This is a genomic window from Micromonospora sp. MGP-C2, from assembly GCF_057766525.1.
In genome coordinates, this window is the sequence record NZ_JBYMEN010000002.1 from 4,783,504 (window position 1) to 4,800,767 (window position 17,264).

Sequence of the window (17,264 nt, forward strand, 5' to 3'; positions counted from 1 at the left end):
CGGTTGCGGCTCTTCGTCGCGGTCTACCCGCCCCCCGAGTCGGTCGGCCACCTCGGCGCGCAGGTCGCGCGACTACGGGTTGGCGCGGCGGCTGCCGCCGGCACCAACGTCCGGCTCGCCGATCCGGCTCATCTGCACGTCACCCTGGCCTTCCTCGGCGATGTCGAGGTGGCCCGGCTGGTGGAGGTGGAGAGCGCGCTCGGGCTGGCCGCCGAGGGGTTCCGCGACGGCCGGAACGCCCTGCCCCGGTTCAGCCTCGGCGGCGGTGGTCGGTTCGGTCAGGGCCGGTCCACTGTGCTCTGGGTGGGCCTGCGAGGCGAGGTCGAGGCACTGCACGTGCTCGCCGGGCTGGTCCGGTCCCGGTTGCGGCAGGCCCGGCTGCCGTGCGACGACGCCAGGCCGTTCCGCCCGCACCTGACCGTGGCCCGGCCGGGCGAACGGATGGACCTGGTTGACATCGAGGCGGACCAGGCCGACCTGGACGACTACCAGGGACCGGAGTGGCAGGCGACCGAGCTGCTGCTGATCCGCAGCCACCTTGACCCGCGACCATCGCGCTACGACCGGCTCGCTGCCTGGCCGCTCTGACCGACACTCTCGTCACGGCGACCCCCGACTGATCCTGGTCCGGATTCGGCTGGGCAGTGACCGCCTCCGGTCTGCTGTGGAGGACCTCGCGGGCCTGTTCGGCGAAGACCGTCGATGAGGCTCACGTGTTTCGCGTTGACGGGTGGCGAACCACCACCCGTCAACGCGAAGCGTCAGGAGGACTCGCGTGCGGCCGGGCCACTGCCGAAGAGGACGTCGTCCCAGCTCGGCAGCCGCTTACGCGGCTTGCCGTTCGCATCGGTGGACTCGCCGCCAGCGGCCGCCGCAGCGCCCGTCCGGCGGGGCCGGAGCACCGCCAGCGAGGGCACGGCCGGCACCTCCTTGGGCGCGTCCGAGTCGTCGTCGAAGGCCGACCCCTGGCCGCCGCCGAGCAACGCGGCGGCACCCCCGCCGACCGGCCGCTGCCGGGGCGCGTCCGAGCCGGTGAGAGCAGCCGGGGTACGCGGTTCCAGACCACGGCCCGACGAGGCGCCGAGTGGGCGGTCCAGTGAGGCGAGCAACGCATCGCGGCCAGCGCGGATCGGATCCCGACCGGGACGCGGGTGCTCGGACGCCGCCGGCAACCCGTGCCCACCTCGGCTCGGCTCACCGCGCGACGGACCGGGCAGGGCATGCCCGCCCCGCTCCGGTGCGGGCTCCTGACCGAGGATCGGCGTGGGCCGCTCGGCGCACAGATACTGCGCCATGTCGTCGTGCGGGGCGACCGACTGCCGGGTCTTGTCGAGATCCCAGATGGCCTGCGCGGTGGCCTTGCCGGACGGCCAGGTGGCGATGATCCGCCAGGTGCCGTCATCACGCCGGTATGCGTCCCAGGAGATCTTCTCGGTGTCGATGCCGTGCTGGCTCAGCCGACCGTTGACCACCTCGGCGAGCGGGGTGGGCTTCTCCGCTCCCTTGAGGCGGGTGCGGCGGGCATGCTGCGCGAGCATCGCCCGCTCCTGGAGGACCGGGCCGGCATAGCGCAGCACCCGGTCGACCGGCACACCGGCGATCCGGGCGACATCCTCGGCGGACTCACCGGAGCGGATGCGGGCCTGGATGTCCCGCGGGGACAGTGAGGGAATCGGATCGGCTGCGGTCGGCGCCGCCGCGAGCGGCGGCGAACCGGGCTCCGCGTGCAGCGCACCGGAGATCCGTTCGTCGATCGGCAGGGCGAGCAACCGCCCGACCTCGTCGGCGAGAACCAGAGCATGGCCGTCCTCGGAGAGGGCGACGAAGCGTACTGGGCGCATAGCGTTGCCTCCGTCCCGCTTCGCTGGCCGCACGCCACGAGTCGGCCACCCAGGCGTCTCGGACCACCGTACGCGCATCTGTCTCGGGGTGGGGGAAGCGACACCCCGCATGTCGTGACTGAGCTGCGGCAATGATCACGGTCGGTGTCGGTGGAGGCCTCCACCGACACCGACCGTGACGAACGTCAGAGTCGCTCGACCACGTAGTCGATGGACGCGGTCAGCGCCTCGACATCGGCCGGCTCGATGGCCGGGAACAGCGCCATCCGGAGCTGGTTGCGGCCGAGCTTGCGGTACGGCTCGGTGTCCACGATGCCGTTGGCGCGCAGCGCCTTCGCGATCGCGGTGGCGTCCACCTCGTCGGCAAAGTCGATCGTGGCGACCACGTTGGAGCGCAGTGCCGGGTCGCCGACGAACGGGGAGGCCACGCTGGAACGCTCCGCCCAGCCGTACACCGTGGCGGCGCTCTCGGCGGTGCGCTTGGCCGCCCAGGCCAGGCCACCCTGCGCGTTCATCCAGTCGGTCTGCTCGGCGGCCAGGAAGATGGTGGCCAGCGCGGGAGTGTTGTAGGTCTGCTCCAGCCGCGAGTTGTCGATCGCGGTGACCAGGTCGAGGAACGCGGGGATGTAGCGCCCGGACGCCTTGATCTCGGCGGCCCGGTCCAGCGCGGCCGGTGACATCAGGGCCAGCCAGAGGCCGCCGTCGGAGCCGAAGCACTTCTGCGGGGCGAAGTAGTAGACGTCGGTCTCGCCGACGTTGACCTCCAGGCCACCCGCGCCGGAGGTCGCGTCGACCAGCAGCAACGCCCCCTCGTCCGCGCCGGCCACCCGGCTGATCGGGACCGCCACACCGGTCGAGGTCTCGTTCTGCGGCGTCGCGTACGCGTCCACGCCGGACTCGGCGACCAGCGTCGGCGCGCTGCCCGCGTCGGCCTTGCGGACGGTCGGCTCGCCCAGGAACGGCGCGTCCTTGACCGAATTGGCGAACTTGGCGCCGAACTCGCCGAAGCTGGCGAACTGGGCGCGGTCGCGGATCAGGCCGAAGGTGGCGACCTCCCAGAACGCGGTGGTGCCACCGTTGCCGATCACGACCTCGTAGCCCTCGGGCAGCGAGAAGAACTCGGCGATGCCGGAGCGCAGCCGCGCCACCTGGTCGCGGACCGTCTTCTGCCGGTGCGAGGTGCCCAGGTAGCTCGTCGCGACCTCGGCAAGGGCGGACACCGCCGCTGGCCGGACCTTGGACGGGCCGCAGCCGAAACGTCCGTCGGCGGGCTTGATGTCATCGGGAATCCGGATGGTCGGTGCGTCAGCCACGGTCTTGAAGATCCTTCCGCAAGGGCGAGGGCGGGCCCGGCGACACTGCCGGCCCTCATCCTCGCACCCGGAACCATCGGTGGAAGCCGGGCCCCCGAGGGCAGGTCTGAGGCCTTCGCCACACCCGGCGTCCTCAGCGCGCCCAGAGGTACGAAAGAGGGCCCCTCCTCGACGGCAGGCGTCGAGAAGGGGCCCCTCGTGTCAAATCAGACGCCGTGCGGGATGGCGGCCCAGCCCTCGACGTCGGACGGCTTGCGGGTCTCCGGGCCGACGTAGCGGGCGGACGGGCGCACCAGCCGCTGAAGGCGCTTCTGCTCCAGGATGTGCGCGCTCCAGCCACCCATCCGTGCGCAGGTGAACATCGAGGTGAACATGTGCGCCGGCACCTCGGCGAAGTCCAGCACCACGGCCGACCAGAACTCGACGTTGGTGGCCAGCACCCGGTCCGGGCGGCGGGCCTGCAACTCGGCGAGGGCGGCCTTCTCCAGTGCCTCGGCGATCTCGAAGCGCGGCGCGCCCAGCTCCTTGGCCGTGCGCCGCAGCACGCGGGCGCGCGGGTCCTCGGCCCGGTAGACGCGGTGGCCGAAGCCCATCAACCGCTCACCGCGATCGAGGACGCCCTTGACGTAACCCTCGGCGTCGCCGCTGCGCTCGACCGCCTCCAGCATGCTGAGCACGCGGGACGGCGCGCCGCCGTGCAGCGGGCCGGAGAGGGCGCCGATGCCCGACGAGATGCAGGCCGCCGCGTCCGCCCCGGTGGAGGCGACGATGCGGGCGGTGAAGGTGGACGCGTTCAGGCCGTGCTCGGCGGCCGAGATGAAGTACGCGTCGACGGCCTTGACGTGCCGCGGGTCGGGTTCGCCGCGCCAACGCTTCATGAACCGCTCGACGATGGTCTGCGCCTTGTCGATCTCCTTCTGCGGCACCGCCGGGAGGCCGAGGCCCCTGGCGGACTGGGCGACGAAGGAGAGCGCGGTCACCGACACCCGGGCGAGATCTTCGCGGGCCTGCTCGTCGGAGATGTCCAGCAGTTGGTCGAGCCCCCAGTACGGGGCCAGCATGGCGACCGCGGACTGCACGTCGACGCGGATGTCGCCGGAGTGCACCGGCACCGGGAACGGCTCCGCCGGCGGCAGACCCGGCCCGAAGCGGCCGTCCACCAGCAGCGCCCAGACGTTTCCGAACGACACCTGCCCGATCAGATCCTCGATGTCGACCCCGCGATAGCGCAGCGCGCCGCCCTCACGGTCAGGTTCGGCGATCTCGGTCTCGAAGGCGACGACGCCCTCCAGCCCGGGTTTGAAATCAGCCATGTCGCTCTCCTGGATCTGGTCGGTGCGCCCGAACAGCTCATCCGGCCCGGTCGGCCGGGCGCCTTAGGCGACCCTCAGGGATGTGTTCGCAACATCTTGCCTGCTGAGTAAGGGATACGCGACCCGCTGCGACTGTGCTGCACGCGACATCCCCGGGCGCGCAATCTCCGCTGGACTCGGTGAGACTGGGCAGTGCGTGCTGGCCAGCGCGGGAGGGCGTTGGCGGGGCCGCCGAGAAGGAGTGGGCACGTGACGGGTGACACACCCGCCCCGGCTGCGATGCGTAACGAGTACGCCGCGGACCTGGGCCTGACCGAGGCTGACCTGGCCGCCGACTGGCACACCCAGTTCGCCAGCTGGTTCGCCGACGCGGTGGCCTTCGGGCTACCCGAACCGAACGCGATGGTGGTGGGCACCGCGGACCCGGCCGGTCGGCCGAGCGGTCGGACGGTGCTGCTGAAGGGGTACGACCCCGAGGGGTTCGTCTTCTTCACCAACCACCTGTCGCGCAAGGGCGTCGAGGTGACCGCCAACCCGTACGCCAGCCTGGTCTTTCCGTGGTTTCCCATGCAGCGTCAGGTGGTGGTCGCCGGGCGGGTCGCGCCGGTCGACCGCGCGACGAGCGAGGCGTACTTCACCAGCCGGCCGCGCGGCTCCCAGTTGGGCGCCTGGGCCAGCCCGCAGTCGCAGGTGGTGTCGGGCCGGGCCGAGCTGGAGGAGAGCTACCGGGAGGTGGCCGAGCGGTTCGCCGACGCGGACGTGATCCCGACGCCGTCGCACTGGGGCGGGTTGCGGGTCCACCCCGACTCGGTGGAGTTCTGGCATGGCCGGGCCAGCCGGTTGCACGATCGGCTCCGCTTCCGTCGCCTCGACGAGGGCGGTTGGATCGTCGAGCGGTTGGCGCCGTGACAAATGTGCAGGAGGCTCGGCCGCGCGGAGCGCGCCGCTGGGCCCTCGACGTACGCCCGCTGCGCGTGCCCGCGTACCGGCGGCTCTGGCTCGGCAACACCGTGGCGATGTTCGGCTTCCAGTTCACGGCCGTCGCGGTGCCGGTGGAGATGTACGCCCTGACCAGGGACTCCCTCTGGGTCGGCTTGCTGGGCGTGGCGGCCTTCGTACCGTTGCTGGTCTTCGGGCTCTGGGGCGGCGCGGTCGCCGACGCCCGCGACCGCCGCGCGGTGCTGCTCGGCGGCTCATTGTTGCTCTGGGCATCCACCCTCGGGCTGCTGGTCCAGGCACTGCTGAACGTGGGCAGCCCGGTGCTCCTGTTGGCGCTGATGGCGTTGCAGTCGGTGGCGTTCGCGATCAGCTCGCCGGCCCGCAGTGCCATGCTGCCCCGACTGGTCCCGGACGACCTCGTCCCAGCCGCCGCCACCCTGAACTACACGACCTTCACCGCCGCCTCGGTGGCCGGCCCGCTGGCCGCAGGCCTGATCCTCGCCGCGTCGCCGGACACCGCTGTGGTCCTGCCGATCGCGTACGGGGTGGACGCGCTGCTCTTCACAGCGATGCTCTGGGCGGCGCTGCGCCTGCCCTCGCTGCCGCCCGAGCCGAGCGCCGACGGTCAGGTCCGACGAGCCGGCCTGGCCAGTGTGATCGACGGATTCCGCTACCTGGCCACCACACCCGTACTCCTGCTGTCCTTCGGGGTGGATCTGATCGCGATGATCCTCGCCATGCCGCGGGCGCTCTTCCCGGAGATCGCCCACGAACGGTTCGGCGGTGGTGGGTCGGTCGGCCTGCTCTACAGCGCCATCGCGATCGGCTCGATGATCGGTGGGCTGACCTCCGGCTGGATCGGCCGGCTCCGCCGGCAGGGGCTCGGTCTGGTGCTCGCGGTGGTGGGCTGGGGCCTGGCGATCGCCGCGGCCGGGCTGGCCCAGCAGCTCTGGCTGATGGTCGCGCTGCTCGCCGTTGCCGGGGCCGCCGACCTGATCAGCGCGGTGCTGCGCCAGTCGATGCTGCTGGTCTACGCACCGGACCGGATGCGCGGCCGGCTCCAGGGCGTCAACACGGTCGTGGTGGCGGGTGGCCCACGCCTGGGCGACCTCCGGGCCGGCACCATGGCCGCCGGGTTCGGTGGCGGGGTGGCCTGGGTGGCCGGCGGGCTCGCCTCGGCGGTGCTCGTCGTCGTGCTCGCGGTGGCGTTCCCGGCACTGCTGCGCTACCGGGCCACTACCGCGTCGAGCAACGACCGGGCCTGACCGGTTAGGGTCGCCGGCATGGAAAGCCCCGATCAGCGCCCCTTCTCCGGCGCCCAGTGGACCATCTCCGCCGCCGGTCACGAGGCCGTCATCGTGGAGGTGGGCGGTGGGCTCCGGACGTACCGGCACGACGGTGTCGACCTGGTCGACGGGTACCAGACCGACGAGGTGTGCCCCGGCTGCGCCGGGCAGGTGCTGGCACCCTGGCCGAACCGGATCCGCGATGGCCGCTACGCGTTCGGGGAGCGGGCGCTCCAGCTCCCGCTGACCGAGCCGGAGCGGCACGTGGCCATCCACGGTCTGGTCAACTGGGTGCCGTGGCGTCTGCTGGAGCAGTCGGAGGCCGCGGTGACCCTCGGCTACGACCTGCCGCCGCAGCCCGGCTACCCGTGGCCGTTGCGGCTGCTCAGCCGGTGGAGCGTCGGCGCGGACGGGCTGCGCGCCGAGCACGAGGTGACCAACATCGGCGGGGAGGCCGCGCCGTTCGGCTTCTCCGTGCACCCGTACCTGCAGTTGCCGGGCGTCGCGGTCGACGACCTGGTCATGCGGCTTCCGACCCGTACCCGGTTGTTGGTGGACGGTCGGCTGCTGCCGGTCGGCGCGACCCCGGTGGCCGGGACCGAGTACGACTGGACCAGCCCGCGCCGGATCGGCGCCGCCGAGCTGGACCTCTGCTTCGGCGAGGTGATCCGAGACGCTGACGGCGGCTCGTCGGTGAGCCTGTCCGCACCGGACGGTTCGGCGGGGGTGAGCATCTGGGCGGACGCGGAGTTCGGCTGGTGGCAGGTGTTCACCGGGGACGCGCTCACCGGTGACCGGCACCGCCGCTCGGTGGCGATCGAGCCGATGACCTGCCCGCCGGACGCTTTCCGCTCGGGCCGGGACGTGCTCACGCTCAAGCCTGCTACAACCTGGCGGGGTGCCTGGGGCATCCGGCCCGGGGCCTGATGGAGTTCGCCGAGGTCGTCCGGCGTCGTCGGATGGTGCGCAACTACGACCCGGACCGCCCCGTCCCGCCCGACGTGGTGGACCGGCTGCTCGACCACGCGGTCCGCGCACCGTCGGCCGGGTTCGCTCAGGGCTGGGGTTTCCTGGTCCTGGAGGAGCCGGCCGACCGGGAGCGGTTCTGGGCGGCCACCACACCGGACGGCGGTGGGCGGGAGCGCTGGCTGGCCGGGATGCGCCGGGCACCACTGATCGTGGTGCCGCACGCCAACGAGTCGGCCTACCTGCGGCGGTACGCGGAGCCGGACAAGGGGTGGACGGACCGGTCCACCGACCGCTGGCCGGTGCCGTACTGGCACGTGGACACCGGCTTCGCGGCCCTGCTGATGTTGCTCACCGCCGTGGACGAAGGACTGGGGGCCTGTTTCTTCGGCATTCAGCCGCAGCAACTCGCCCCCTACCGCGACGCGTTCGGCGTGCCGGAGGAATACCAGCCCGTCGGTGCCGTCACAATCGGTTACCGGGCAGCGGACCATCGGTCACCGTCGCTGCGCCGGGGGCGTCGTCCGATGGACGAGGTGGTGCGGCGCGGCCGGTGGAGTTGAGCACCCTGTCCCGTTTGTCCGCTTGAGGATCGGACGACCGGTAGCGAAACTGACATCAGGGAGCGAAACGCGTCGTGCGCTGGGCGGCTAGGCTGGCACGGTCATCGGTGCCGCGCCGCGCGGTGCCCGCCGCGGCCCGGCTCGGCGCCGTCGGTCGGCCCGGCCACGGGGAGGGGAGCGTGCCGTCGTGATCTTCAGAGCGGTCCGGGACGGGCGTCCCTATCCGGAACACAATCTGACGCTCAAGCAGTGGGCGGAGATTCCGCCCCGGCCACTGCGCCTGGACCAGATGATCACCACCAAGCGTGAGCTGGCGCTCGACAAGCTGCTCGCCGAGGACTCCACCTTCTACGGTGACCTCTTCCCGCACGTCGTGCAGTGGAACGGTGGGCTCTATCTTGAGGACGGGCTGCACCGCGCGTTGCGGGCCGCCCTGCAGCAGCGCAACCAGATCCACGCCCGGGTGCTGGTGCTCTCCGAGCCGATCGAGTGACGAGCCCTTCTGTCGCTCGCTGAACCTTCGTTAGGGTGGCGTCCATGACCGCTGCGCTGGACCTGCTCGATCTGGACCCGTCGCTCACCGACGAAGAGCGACAGATCCGCGACGTCGTCCGCCAACTCGTCGACGACCGGGTGCGCCCGCACGTCGCCGACTGGTACGAACAGGGCCAGGTGCCCGCCCGCGAGCTGGCCCGGGAGTTCGGCAAGCTCGGCCTGCTCGGCATGCACCTCACCGGCTACGGCTGCGCTGGCGCCTCCGCCGTCGCGTACGGCCTGGCCTGCCAGGAGCTGGAGGCAGGCGACTCCGGCCTCCGATCCCTGGTCTCGGTGCAGGGCTCGCTCGCCATGTACGCCATCTGGCGCTACGGCAGCGAGGAGCAGAAGCAACGCTGGCTGCCGTCGATGGCCACCGGCGAGGCGATCGGCTGCTTCGGCCTGACCGAGCCGGACCACGGCTCCGACCCCGCCTCGATGACCACCCGCGCCCGCCGCGACGGCGACGACTGGGTGCTCACCGGCGCCAAGATGTGGATCACCAACGCGCCGATCGCCGACGCCGCGGTGATCTGGGCGCGCACCGACGAGGGCGTGCGGGGTTTCCTCGTACCCATGGACACGCCCGGTGTCACGGCCCGGGAGATCCGCCGCAAGATGTCGCTGCGCGCGTCGGTGACCGGCGAGATCGCGCTCGACGACGTCCGGCTCCCGGCGGACGCCCAACTGCCCGAGGCGATCGGGCTCAAGGCGCCGCTGAGCTGTCTCACCGAAGCCCGGTACGGCATCGTCTGGGGCGCGGTCGGCGCCGCCCGTGACTGCCTGGAAACCACCCTGGCGTACGCCACCACCCGCACCCAGTTCGGTCGCCCGCTGGCCGGCTTCCAGCTCACCCAGGCGAAACTCGCCGACATGGCCGTCGAGCTGGTGAAGGGGCAACTGCTCGCGCTGCACCTGGGCCGGCTCGCCGACGCCCACCGGCTGCGACCCGAGCAGGTCAGCGTGGGCAAGCTGAACAACGTGCGGGAGGCCCTGGCCATCGCCCGGCAGTGCCGCACCATCCTCGGCGCCAACGGGGTCTCCGGCGAATACCCGATCATGCGGCACGCCAACAACCTGGAGAGCGTGCTGACGTACGAGGGCACCTCCGAAATCCACCAGCTGGTCGTCGGGCAGCGACTCACCGGGATCTCCGCGTTCGCGTGACCTACGCGCGCGTGACCTGCCCGCGTGCTGACCTGCCCGCGTGCTGACCTGCCCGTTTGTGCTTTTCGGCCGCTCGACGCGCGGCTGTCGTACGGGGGCCGTACCGTCATTGACAGACGACGTGTCTGACGAGGACGGTGAGCGTGATGGCCCGCGATGCTGGCATCAACGAGCCCACGAGGGAGTTTCCCGGTTACCCGACCGGTGACGATCTCAAGGAGCGGTCGGCCGCGACACCCGAGCCGACCATGGACACACCGGGCGGCCGCGGTGGCCCGACGGGTGGCCCGATGGGCGGCAGCGGTGGCCCGACGGGTGGTGGTGGCGGGGCCCGTGGCCTGCTCCTGCTGCTCGGCGCCGCCGCGCTGGCCGTGGTCGTGCTGCTCGGCATCCAGGCGACCGGCATCCTGCCGGATTTCCGCAACCCGTTCGCCAAGGAGCAGACCGACCGCAGCCAGCCACCACTGCTGAAGTCGATCCAGGACCTCAGCCGCTACGTGGCGGCCGAAGGCAACTTCCAGGTCGTGGTCGACACCCAGAACGACCGGCGCAACGTTCCCGACTTCCTGCTCAACGAGCGCACCCTGTTCGTCGGGGCCGGCAGCGTCGAGGCGTACGTCGACTTCACCAAGATCGGTGAGGGTGCCGTCGTCCAGTCCGCCGACGGCAAGTCCGTCGAGATCAAACTGCCCGCCCCGCAGCTCGGCGAGACCAACCTCGACATGGAGAAGAGCTACGTCTTCGCTGAGCAGCGCGGTCTGCTCAACCGGCTCGGTGACCTGGTCGGCAACGATCCCAACCGGCAGCAGCAGGTCTACCAGCTCGCCGAGGAGCGGATCACCGCCGCCGCCCGCGACAGCGGTCTCTCCGCCCGAGCCGAGGAAAACACCCGCAAGATGCTGGAGGGGCTGCTGCGCTCCCTCGGCTACCAACAGATCACGGTCACCTACACGGCTCCCTGACCGGCGACAACCCGTACGCGGATGCGCCCGCCCCGACGTCCGTCGGAGCGGGCGCTTCTCCATCGGGACGTCGGCGGTCGCCGCTGGCATTCGTGGCTGGTAGCCCTCGCTGGCATTCGCAGCTGGCATTCGCCGTCGACGGTCGCAGCTGGCGGTCGCCGTTGGCAGCCCCTGCTGTCAGCCCGCTGTGTGAGTCGCTGTCGGCAGCCGCTGTTGGTCGCCGCTGGGCATTCGCTGTCGGTGGTCGCCGTCGGGCATTCGCTGCCAGTAGTCGCTGTCGTGCATTCGGCGTCGGCATTCGCTGTCGGTGGTCGCGTCGTTCACGCGGTCGGCATTCGCCTGCCGTTTTGCCGGCGGTCTGCAGCGCGTCTGAGTGCTGAATCCTGTGGACGCCGCGGAATCAGCAAACCCGAGTGGATCAACGGCGAGGTGGGCAGCAACTTCGGGGAAATTGGTGCCTCGGGCGCTCCTGAGGCAGCAACTTCCCCGAAGTTGCTGCCCGGGCTGAGGCGGGGAGGGGGCGGGCGGGGTGGGGTGGGGCAGGGCGGGGCGGGGGGTGGATGGGGGGCTTGGTTGGAGCGGCGGTTCCGGATGGAGTTGGCGAGCGCTTCTGCCCGCAAGTTCCTGGAAATGAGGGCCCTGGACGTGCGGGAGGCCACTACAACAGGGTTGTAGTGGCCTCCCGGAAGCGCGGCGCGCTTGAGGGGTGGGGGTCAGTGCTGGGTGGAGGCCAGGTAGCGATCCTCGTTCGGCATGAGAACCCAGAGGACCAGGTAGACGATCACCTGGGTGCCGGGCAGCAGCAGGGACAGCAGGAACAGCAGCCGGACCATCCCGGCGGACATGCCGAACCGCCGACCGAGGCCGGCGCAGACACCGGCGAGCATGCGCCCCTCGCGGGGCCGGACCAGTTTGCGACTCATCGTCGTACTCCCACTCTGCGGCAGTGCGCCGCGTCTGCAATCCACGGTAGAAGGGGCTGGCCACCTCGCCCTCGGTCCCGAGGATGAGCGGTGACCCGTGGACCCGTAGGTGCTTTACCCGGGCAGCCCCTCGCTGACGCCTCCCTGCGACCCGCCCGCGCCGCGCCCGAGCGCCGCGCACGGCGGGATCGGTGAAGATCGCGCTCGTTCACGGGGTGGCCTCGGGGAAGGGCCCAGACCACTGCACCATGGATCGAGCGTGATCTTGCAATGGCCGCGAGACGGCGGTCAGGTGCTCGCCTCCCGGTGGCCGGGTGGGCGTTGAGCTGGGCGGGTAGGCTGGCAGATCGGCCACCCACACCCCGGGTGACCGGCACCCATACCCCGGGCGGTCACGAGCGGGGCCGTCAGACCGGCGGTCACGACCCGGCCGGGTCCCGTACGCCGGGACGACGGCGAGGAAGCGCGGCCATGATCAGTGTTTTCGACCTCTTCAGCGTTGGTATCGGGCCGTCCAGCTCGCACACGGTGGGGCCGATGCGGGCCGCGCGTACGTTCGTTGGCGGGCTGAAGGCCGACGGGCTGCTCAGCGAGGTCGCGCGGGTGCAGGCCGAGCTGTTCGGCTCGCTGGGTGCCACGGGGCACGGGCACGGCAGTGGCCCGGCGGTGCTGCTGGGGTTGTCCGGTGAGTCGCCGGAGACTGTCGACACGGACACCGTCGGTCCTCGGGTGGAGCGGATCCGGGCCGAGCGGCGGATCAACATCCTGTCCGCGCACGAGATCGACTTCGACCCGGACCGGGATCTGACGCTGCACCGTCGCCGGTCGCTTCCGTACCACCCGAACGGGATGACCTTCGCGGCGTACGACGGGGCCGGTGCCGAGCTGCGCAGTCGCACCTACTACTCCGTCGGTGGCGGGTTCGTGGTGGACGAGGCCGCGGCCGGCGCGGACCGGATCAAGCCGGACAGCACAGTGGTGCGGTACCCCTTCCTGACCGGGGCGCAACTGTTGGAGGTCACCACCCGCACCGGTCTGTCGATCAGCGAGGTGATGCTGGCCAACGAGCGTTCCTGGCGCAGCGAGGCGGACATCCGGGCGGGCCTGCTGGAGATCTGGCGGGTGATGCGGGAGTGCGTGGAGCGCGGCTGTGAGCGCGACGGCGTACTCCCTGGGGGGTTGAAGGTCCGGCGGCGCGCGGCGGAGCTGCGGCGCGGCCTGGAGGCGGACGCCGGGACGCCCGACCCGCTGCACGCGATGGACTGGGTGACGCTGTTCGCCCTGGCGGTCAACGAGGAGAACGCCGCCGGTGGCCGGGTGGTCACCGCGCCGACCAACGGGGCGGCCGGGATCATTCCGGCGGTGCTGCACTACTACGCCCGGTTCGTGCCGGGGGCGTCCGACGACGGTGTGGTGCGGTTCCTGCTGACGGCCGGCGCGATCGGGGTGTTGTTCAAGGAAAATGCCTCGATCTCCGGTGCGGAGGTGGGCTGCCAGGGTGAGGTCGGTTCGGCGTGCTCGATGGCGGCGGCGGGGCTGGCCGAGGTGCTCGGTGGCACCCCGGAGCAGGTGGAGAACGCGGCCGAGATCGGGATGGAGCACAACCTCGGGTTGACCTGCGACCCGGTGGGTGGCCTGGTGCAGATCCCCTGCATCGAGCGGAACGCGGTGGCTAGCATCAAAGCGATCACGGCCGCCCGGCTTGCGCTGCGCGGCGACGGTGTGCACAAGGTGTCGCTGGACAAGGTCATCAAGACCATGCGGGAGACGGGCGCCGACATGAAGGTCAAGTACAAGGAGACGGCGCGTGGCGGTCTGGCCGTCAATGTGATCGAGTGCTGAGTCCGGTCGATTCGGGGCATTCGTTCACCGACTGCTAACCTGTCGTCCGTTTCAGGAGGCGGGAGGCTCGCGGTGACCTCTGGCGTCGCGGCGTTGTGGTCGCACCGCAACTCGCTGCGCATCCTGGTCAGGCGGGACCTGGCGGTCAAGTACCAGCAGTCGGTGCTGGGCTACTTCTGGTCGTTGATCGAGCCGCTCGGCATGGGCGCCATCTACTGGTTCGTGTTCGGGGTGCTCTACTCCCGCGACACCGGCCGGCATCTCGGCGAGGCGGCGGGGTCGTACCCGTTGTTCCTGATCACCGGCATCTTCGCCTGGATGTGGACCAGCTCGGCCCTGAGCGAGGCCACGAACGCGCTGACCGGCCAGTCCCGGTTGATCACCACGATGAACGTGCCGCGTCAGGTCTTCCCGATCGGCCGGGTCACCGGCCGGTTCGCCGAGTACGCGGCCGGCCTGCCGATCCTGATCGCCATCGCGGTGATCTACGCGGTGCACGGTCGGATCCACCCTGGCTGGTCGCTGCTCTCGCTGCCGCTCGCGGTGGCCGTCCAGGCCGTCCTGTTGACCGGGCTCGCCCTGCTGCTGTCCGCCTGGAACGTGCTGATGCGCGACGTGGAACGGTTGATGCGGCTGATCATCCGGGTGCTCTTCTACGCCACGCCGATCATCTATCCGCTCAGCCTGGTCCGGGAGTCCGGCCTGCCCGGCTGGCTGAAGGTGGTGTACGAGCTGAACCCCCTGGTCGGGATCTTCCAGTTGCATCACGCGATCTGGTACCCGGACGAGTTCCCGGACGCCCGGCTGCTCGCCACCACCGTCGTCGGCAGCCTGCTGGTGCTGGCCGCCGGCTGGTGGTCGTTCCGCCGGTTGGAACCTGCAGTGCTCAAGGAACTCTGACGTGGCCACCCCGATCATCGAGGCCGACGGCCTGGGCATCCGGTTCGTCCGGAACCGTCGCCGTCAACTGCGCCTGCGGGAGCTGTTCATCCACCGGGGTGCACGCGGTGCCCTGCCCGGCCAGTTCTGGCCGTTGCGGGACGTGTCGTTCACCATCGAACCCGGCGAGACGGTCGGCGTGATCGGCCGCAACGGCACCGGCAAGAGCACCCTGCTGCGGCTGATCGCCGGGGTGCTCATCCCCGACGAGGGCGACATCCGGGTGCACGGCGCGGTGGCACCGCTGCTGGAGTTGTCCGCCGGTTTCTCCAACGACCTGACCGGGCGGGAGAACCTGCACCTGGTCGGTGGCCTGCACGGGCTGTCGACGGGCTACCTGAAGCGGCACTTCGACGAGATCGTCGAGTTCGCCGGTGAGCAGGTGGAGCGGGCCATCGACACGTCGGTCCGGCACTACTCGTCGGGCATGAAGGTGCGACTCGGCTTCGCGATCATCTCGCACCTGCCGCACCCGATCCTGCTGATGGACGAGGTGACCGCGGTCGGGGACGCGGAGTTCCGCAAGAAGTGTTACGCGACGATTGATCGTCTGCTCGGGGAGGGGCGCACGCTGGTGTTGGTGTCACACAACGAAAAGGACCTGACCCGGTTCTGCCGTCGGGGGTTGTACCTCGACGCGGGCCGGTTGACGCTCGACGGCACCATCGCCGAGGCGCTCGACGCGTACCACGCCGCGGTCCCGCGGTGACGCTCGCGATCGTGCTCGCCGCCGGGTCGCCGGCAGCGGGCCTGACCACCGCGACCGGTGAGCCGCTGGCCGACCGCCTGGCCGCCCAGTTGCGCCGGGCCGGTGCCGACGAGGTGCGCTTCGCCGCCACCCTCGACGAGTTGACCGCGCTGGTCGCCACCGCCACCGCCCCCGTGCTGGTCACCGGCACCGACCTGGTGGCGCACACCGCCGTGCTGCGGCACCTGGCCACCAGCCCGGTGGGGCCCACGGTGGCGCTGGTGCTGGGCGACCCGCCGGTGCCCGGGCGCACTGCCGTGCGGGAGGAACGCGGCCAGGTGGTCGACGCCGGCGCCCTGGACGCCCTCGACGGGGCCGCCACCGGCGTGTTCGGCGGCGCGCTGCGGGTCGGCGTGGACGACCTGCCGACCCTCGCCGCAGCCGCCCGCGCCGCGGCGGGTGGCCCCGGGTCCGCCGTGGACCGGCTCTTCGCGGGTCTCGCGGCGCTCGGCACGCTGATCTTCGCCCAGCGGGTACGCCTGCTCGTCGCCCGCCGGGTCGAGGACGAGGACGAGCTGACCGCTGCCGAGGCGGCGGTGACCGCTGTCGACGAGGACCGGGCCGAATTGCGGCTGTCGGTGAAGGAGAAGGACGACTTCTTCTCCACCTACTTCGTCAGCACCTGGTCCCCGTACGTGGTCCGGTGGGCGGCCCGGCTGCGGCTCACCCCGACCGGGGTGACGGCGATCTCGGTGCTGTTCGCGCTGGCCGCGGCGGTGCTGTTCGGGGTCGGTGGGCGACCCGCGCTGGTCGGCGGCGCGGTGCTGCTCTACCTCGGCTTCGTGCTGGACTGCGTGGACGGCCAGTTGGCCCGCTACACCCGGCACTTCAGCGCCTGGGGTGGCTGGCTGGACACGATGGCGGACCGGGCCAAGGAATACCTGGTCTACGCCGGGCTGGGCTTCGGGGTGAGCCACGCCGGGCTGGGCAACGGCTGGGCGCTCGCGATCGCCGCGATGACGTTGCAGACCGTCCGGCACATGACCGACACCTGGTACGGGGTGCTGCACGACGAGGCGGCCCGTCGACCGAAGGCTGCGGCGGGTGCCAGCGGCGGGATCGGTGACCGGCTCAACGCGGCGTCGACCCGTGTGCAGGCGGACACCGGGTCGCTGTCGTACTGGCTGAAGCGGACCGTCGTCTTTCCCATCGGCGAGCGGTGGGCGCTGATCGCGCTGACCGTTGCGCTGTTCAACCCGCTGGTCAGCCTCATCGCCGTCCTGGTCTGGGGTGTGCTGGCGTTCGCGTACACCGGGGCGCTGCGGACGTTGCGGGCCCGCTGGATGTGGGTGCCGGTGCTGGACACGGTCGACGCCACCCTGCACCGCGACGACGGCCCGTTGGCCCGCTGGCTGCCGGTGGTCCGCCCGATGGGGCCGTTGACCCTGGCGGTGGTCGCCGCGCTCGGCCCGGCGGTGCTGCTGGTCGCGGCGCTGTGGGGCGACTCGCCGGACGGGCTGCGCTGGGCGGTGCCGGTGGCGCTGCTGGTGCTGCTGGTCGGCGGCCTGGGCGCGGGGGCCGCGCACAACGGTCCGCTGGACTGGCTGGTGCCTGCGGCGTTGCGCGCCGCCGAGTACCTGTTCGCCATCGCGGTCGGGGTGGTCGGTGAGGCACCGGGTTGGCTGATCTTCGGGTACGTCTTCGTGCTCACCGTGCACCACTACGACCTGACGGCCCGGCTGGAGAAGCGGCAGGCGGCACCGCCGCTGCACGCGTTCACGCTGGGCTGGGAGGTGCGCTCGGCGCTGCTGGCCCTCGCGGCGATTGCCGGCATGGTGGGTATCGGGCTGGCTACACTCGGTGCGTACCTTCTCGTGGTTTTCGTGGTGAGCGTCGTCCTGGCCTGGTTCGTGCGACCGGCCCGTAGCGCGCGGGCGTCGGTGGCGCCGGTGGGCGCTGGAGGTGCCGCGCCGCACTGACGGAGGGAC

At 71.4% G+C, this 17,264-nt stretch carries 15 protein-coding genes and 1 pseudogene; 12 read left to right on the forward strand and 4 right to left on the reverse strand.

Annotated features, from left to right (window positions below; translation table 11 throughout):
- Window positions 1-3 precede the first annotated feature (3 nt).
- Window positions 4-588, forward strand: a complete 585-nt coding sequence (gene thpR / locus AC3CF1_RS21985) for an RNA 2',3'-cyclic phosphodiesterase (protein WP_355159520.1) — start codon at window positions 4-6, stop codon at window positions 586-588.
- A gap of 173 nt (window positions 589-761) precedes the next feature.
- Here thpR and sepH read toward each other — a convergent pair whose 3' ends face one another.
- From sepH to AC3CF1_RS22000, 3 genes are all read right to left on the reverse strand, one after another.
- Window positions 762-1,841 (reverse strand): septation protein SepH, encoded by a 1,080-nt coding sequence (gene sepH, locus AC3CF1_RS21990; RefSeq protein WP_355159521.1) that lies wholly within the window; start codon window positions 1,839-1,841, stop codon window positions 762-764.
- Window positions 1,842-2,026: 185 nt separating this feature from the next.
- The gene (gene serC, locus AC3CF1_RS21995) at window positions 2,027-3,154 is read right to left on the reverse strand and encodes a phosphoserine transaminase (protein WP_488451160.1); all 1,128 of its coding nucleotides are present in this window, start codon (window positions 3,152-3,154) and stop codon (window positions 2,027-2,029) included.
- 206 nt (window positions 3,155-3,360) lie between these two features.
- Entirely contained in the window at window positions 3,361-4,467 is a 1,107-nt protein-coding gene (locus AC3CF1_RS22000) for a citrate synthase 2 (protein ID WP_210792504.1), read from the reverse strand.
- Window positions 4,468-4,746: 279 nt separating this feature from the next.
- Between AC3CF1_RS22000 and pdxH the strand changes: the two genes are divergently transcribed.
- From pdxH to AC3CF1_RS22035, 7 genes are all read left to right on the forward strand, one after another.
- Window positions 4,747-5,376 (forward strand): pyridoxamine 5'-phosphate oxidase, encoded by a 630-nt coding sequence (gene pdxH / locus AC3CF1_RS22005; RefSeq protein WP_488452118.1) that lies wholly within the window; start codon window positions 4,747-4,749, stop codon window positions 5,374-5,376.
- Window positions 5,373-6,671, forward strand: coding sequence for an MFS transporter (locus tag AC3CF1_RS22010; RefSeq protein WP_354982594.1), 1,299 nt, complete (start codon window positions 5,373-5,375; stop codon window positions 6,669-6,671). Before pdxH ends, AC3CF1_RS22010 begins: the two co-directional genes overlap by 4 nt.
- 18 nt (window positions 6,672-6,689) lie before the next feature.
- Window positions 6,690-7,619 (forward strand): aldose 1-epimerase family protein, encoded by a 930-nt coding sequence (locus tag AC3CF1_RS22015; protein WP_141907684.1) that lies wholly within the window; start codon window positions 6,690-6,692, stop codon window positions 7,617-7,619.
- Window positions 7,619-8,221, forward strand: a complete 603-nt coding sequence (locus AC3CF1_RS22020; protein WP_488451161.1) for a nitroreductase family protein — start codon at window positions 7,619-7,621, stop codon at window positions 8,219-8,221. Before AC3CF1_RS22015 ends, AC3CF1_RS22020 begins: the two co-directional genes overlap by 1 nt.
- A 187-nt stretch (window positions 8,222-8,408) precedes the next feature.
- Complete coding sequence (locus AC3CF1_RS22025; protein ID WP_030329612.1) at window positions 8,409-8,714, forward strand: type II toxin-antitoxin system VapB family antitoxin; 306 nt, start codon at window positions 8,409-8,411, stop codon at window positions 8,712-8,714.
- A gap of 44 nt (window positions 8,715-8,758) precedes the next feature.
- Window positions 8,759-9,922: an acyl-CoA dehydrogenase family protein gene (locus AC3CF1_RS22030; RefSeq protein ID WP_099856949.1), complete on the forward strand. Its 1,164-nt coding sequence runs from the start codon at window positions 8,759-8,761 to the stop codon at window positions 9,920-9,922.
- Between the two features lie 146 nt (window positions 9,923-10,068).
- On the forward strand, window positions 10,069-10,884 hold the full coding sequence (locus tag AC3CF1_RS22035) for a DUF4230 domain-containing protein (protein ID WP_488451162.1): 816 nt from the start codon (window positions 10,069-10,071) through the stop codon (window positions 10,882-10,884).
- 713 nt (window positions 10,885-11,597) lie between these two features.
- On the opposite strand, the gene AC3CF1_RS22040 is transcribed toward AC3CF1_RS22035, so the two are convergent.
- Window positions 11,598-11,807, reverse strand: coding sequence for a PspC domain-containing protein (locus AC3CF1_RS22040; RefSeq protein WP_088951236.1), 210 nt, complete (start codon window positions 11,805-11,807; stop codon window positions 11,598-11,600).
- A 471-nt stretch (window positions 11,808-12,278) separates the two neighbouring features.
- Between AC3CF1_RS22040 and AC3CF1_RS22045 the strand changes: the two genes are divergently transcribed.
- The 4 genes and pseudogenes from AC3CF1_RS22045 to AC3CF1_RS22060 all read left to right on the forward strand — a co-directional run bounded on the left by AC3CF1_RS22045 (window position 12,279) and on the right by AC3CF1_RS22060 (window position 17,255).
- The gene (locus tag AC3CF1_RS22045) at window positions 12,279-13,649 is read left to right on the forward strand and encodes an L-serine ammonia-lyase (RefSeq protein WP_355160314.1); all 1,371 of its coding nucleotides are present in this window, start codon (window positions 12,279-12,281) and stop codon (window positions 13,647-13,649) included.
- Window positions 13,650-13,721: 72 nt separating this feature from the next.
- Window positions 13,722-14,549, forward strand: a complete 828-nt coding sequence (locus AC3CF1_RS22050) for an ABC transporter permease (protein WP_354976141.1) — start codon at window positions 13,722-13,724, stop codon at window positions 14,547-14,549.
- 142 nt (window positions 14,550-14,691) lie between these two features.
- A pseudogene (locus tag AC3CF1_RS22055) lies at window positions 14,692-15,297 on the forward strand (ABC transporter ATP-binding protein); the annotation flags it as partial.
- Complete coding sequence (locus AC3CF1_RS22060; protein ID WP_435794501.1) at window positions 15,294-17,255, forward strand: DUF5941 domain-containing protein; 1,962 nt, start codon at window positions 15,294-15,296, stop codon at window positions 17,253-17,255. The pseudogene AC3CF1_RS22055 and the gene AC3CF1_RS22060, both read left to right, overlap by 4 nt.
- Window positions 17,256-17,264 lie beyond the last annotated feature (9 nt).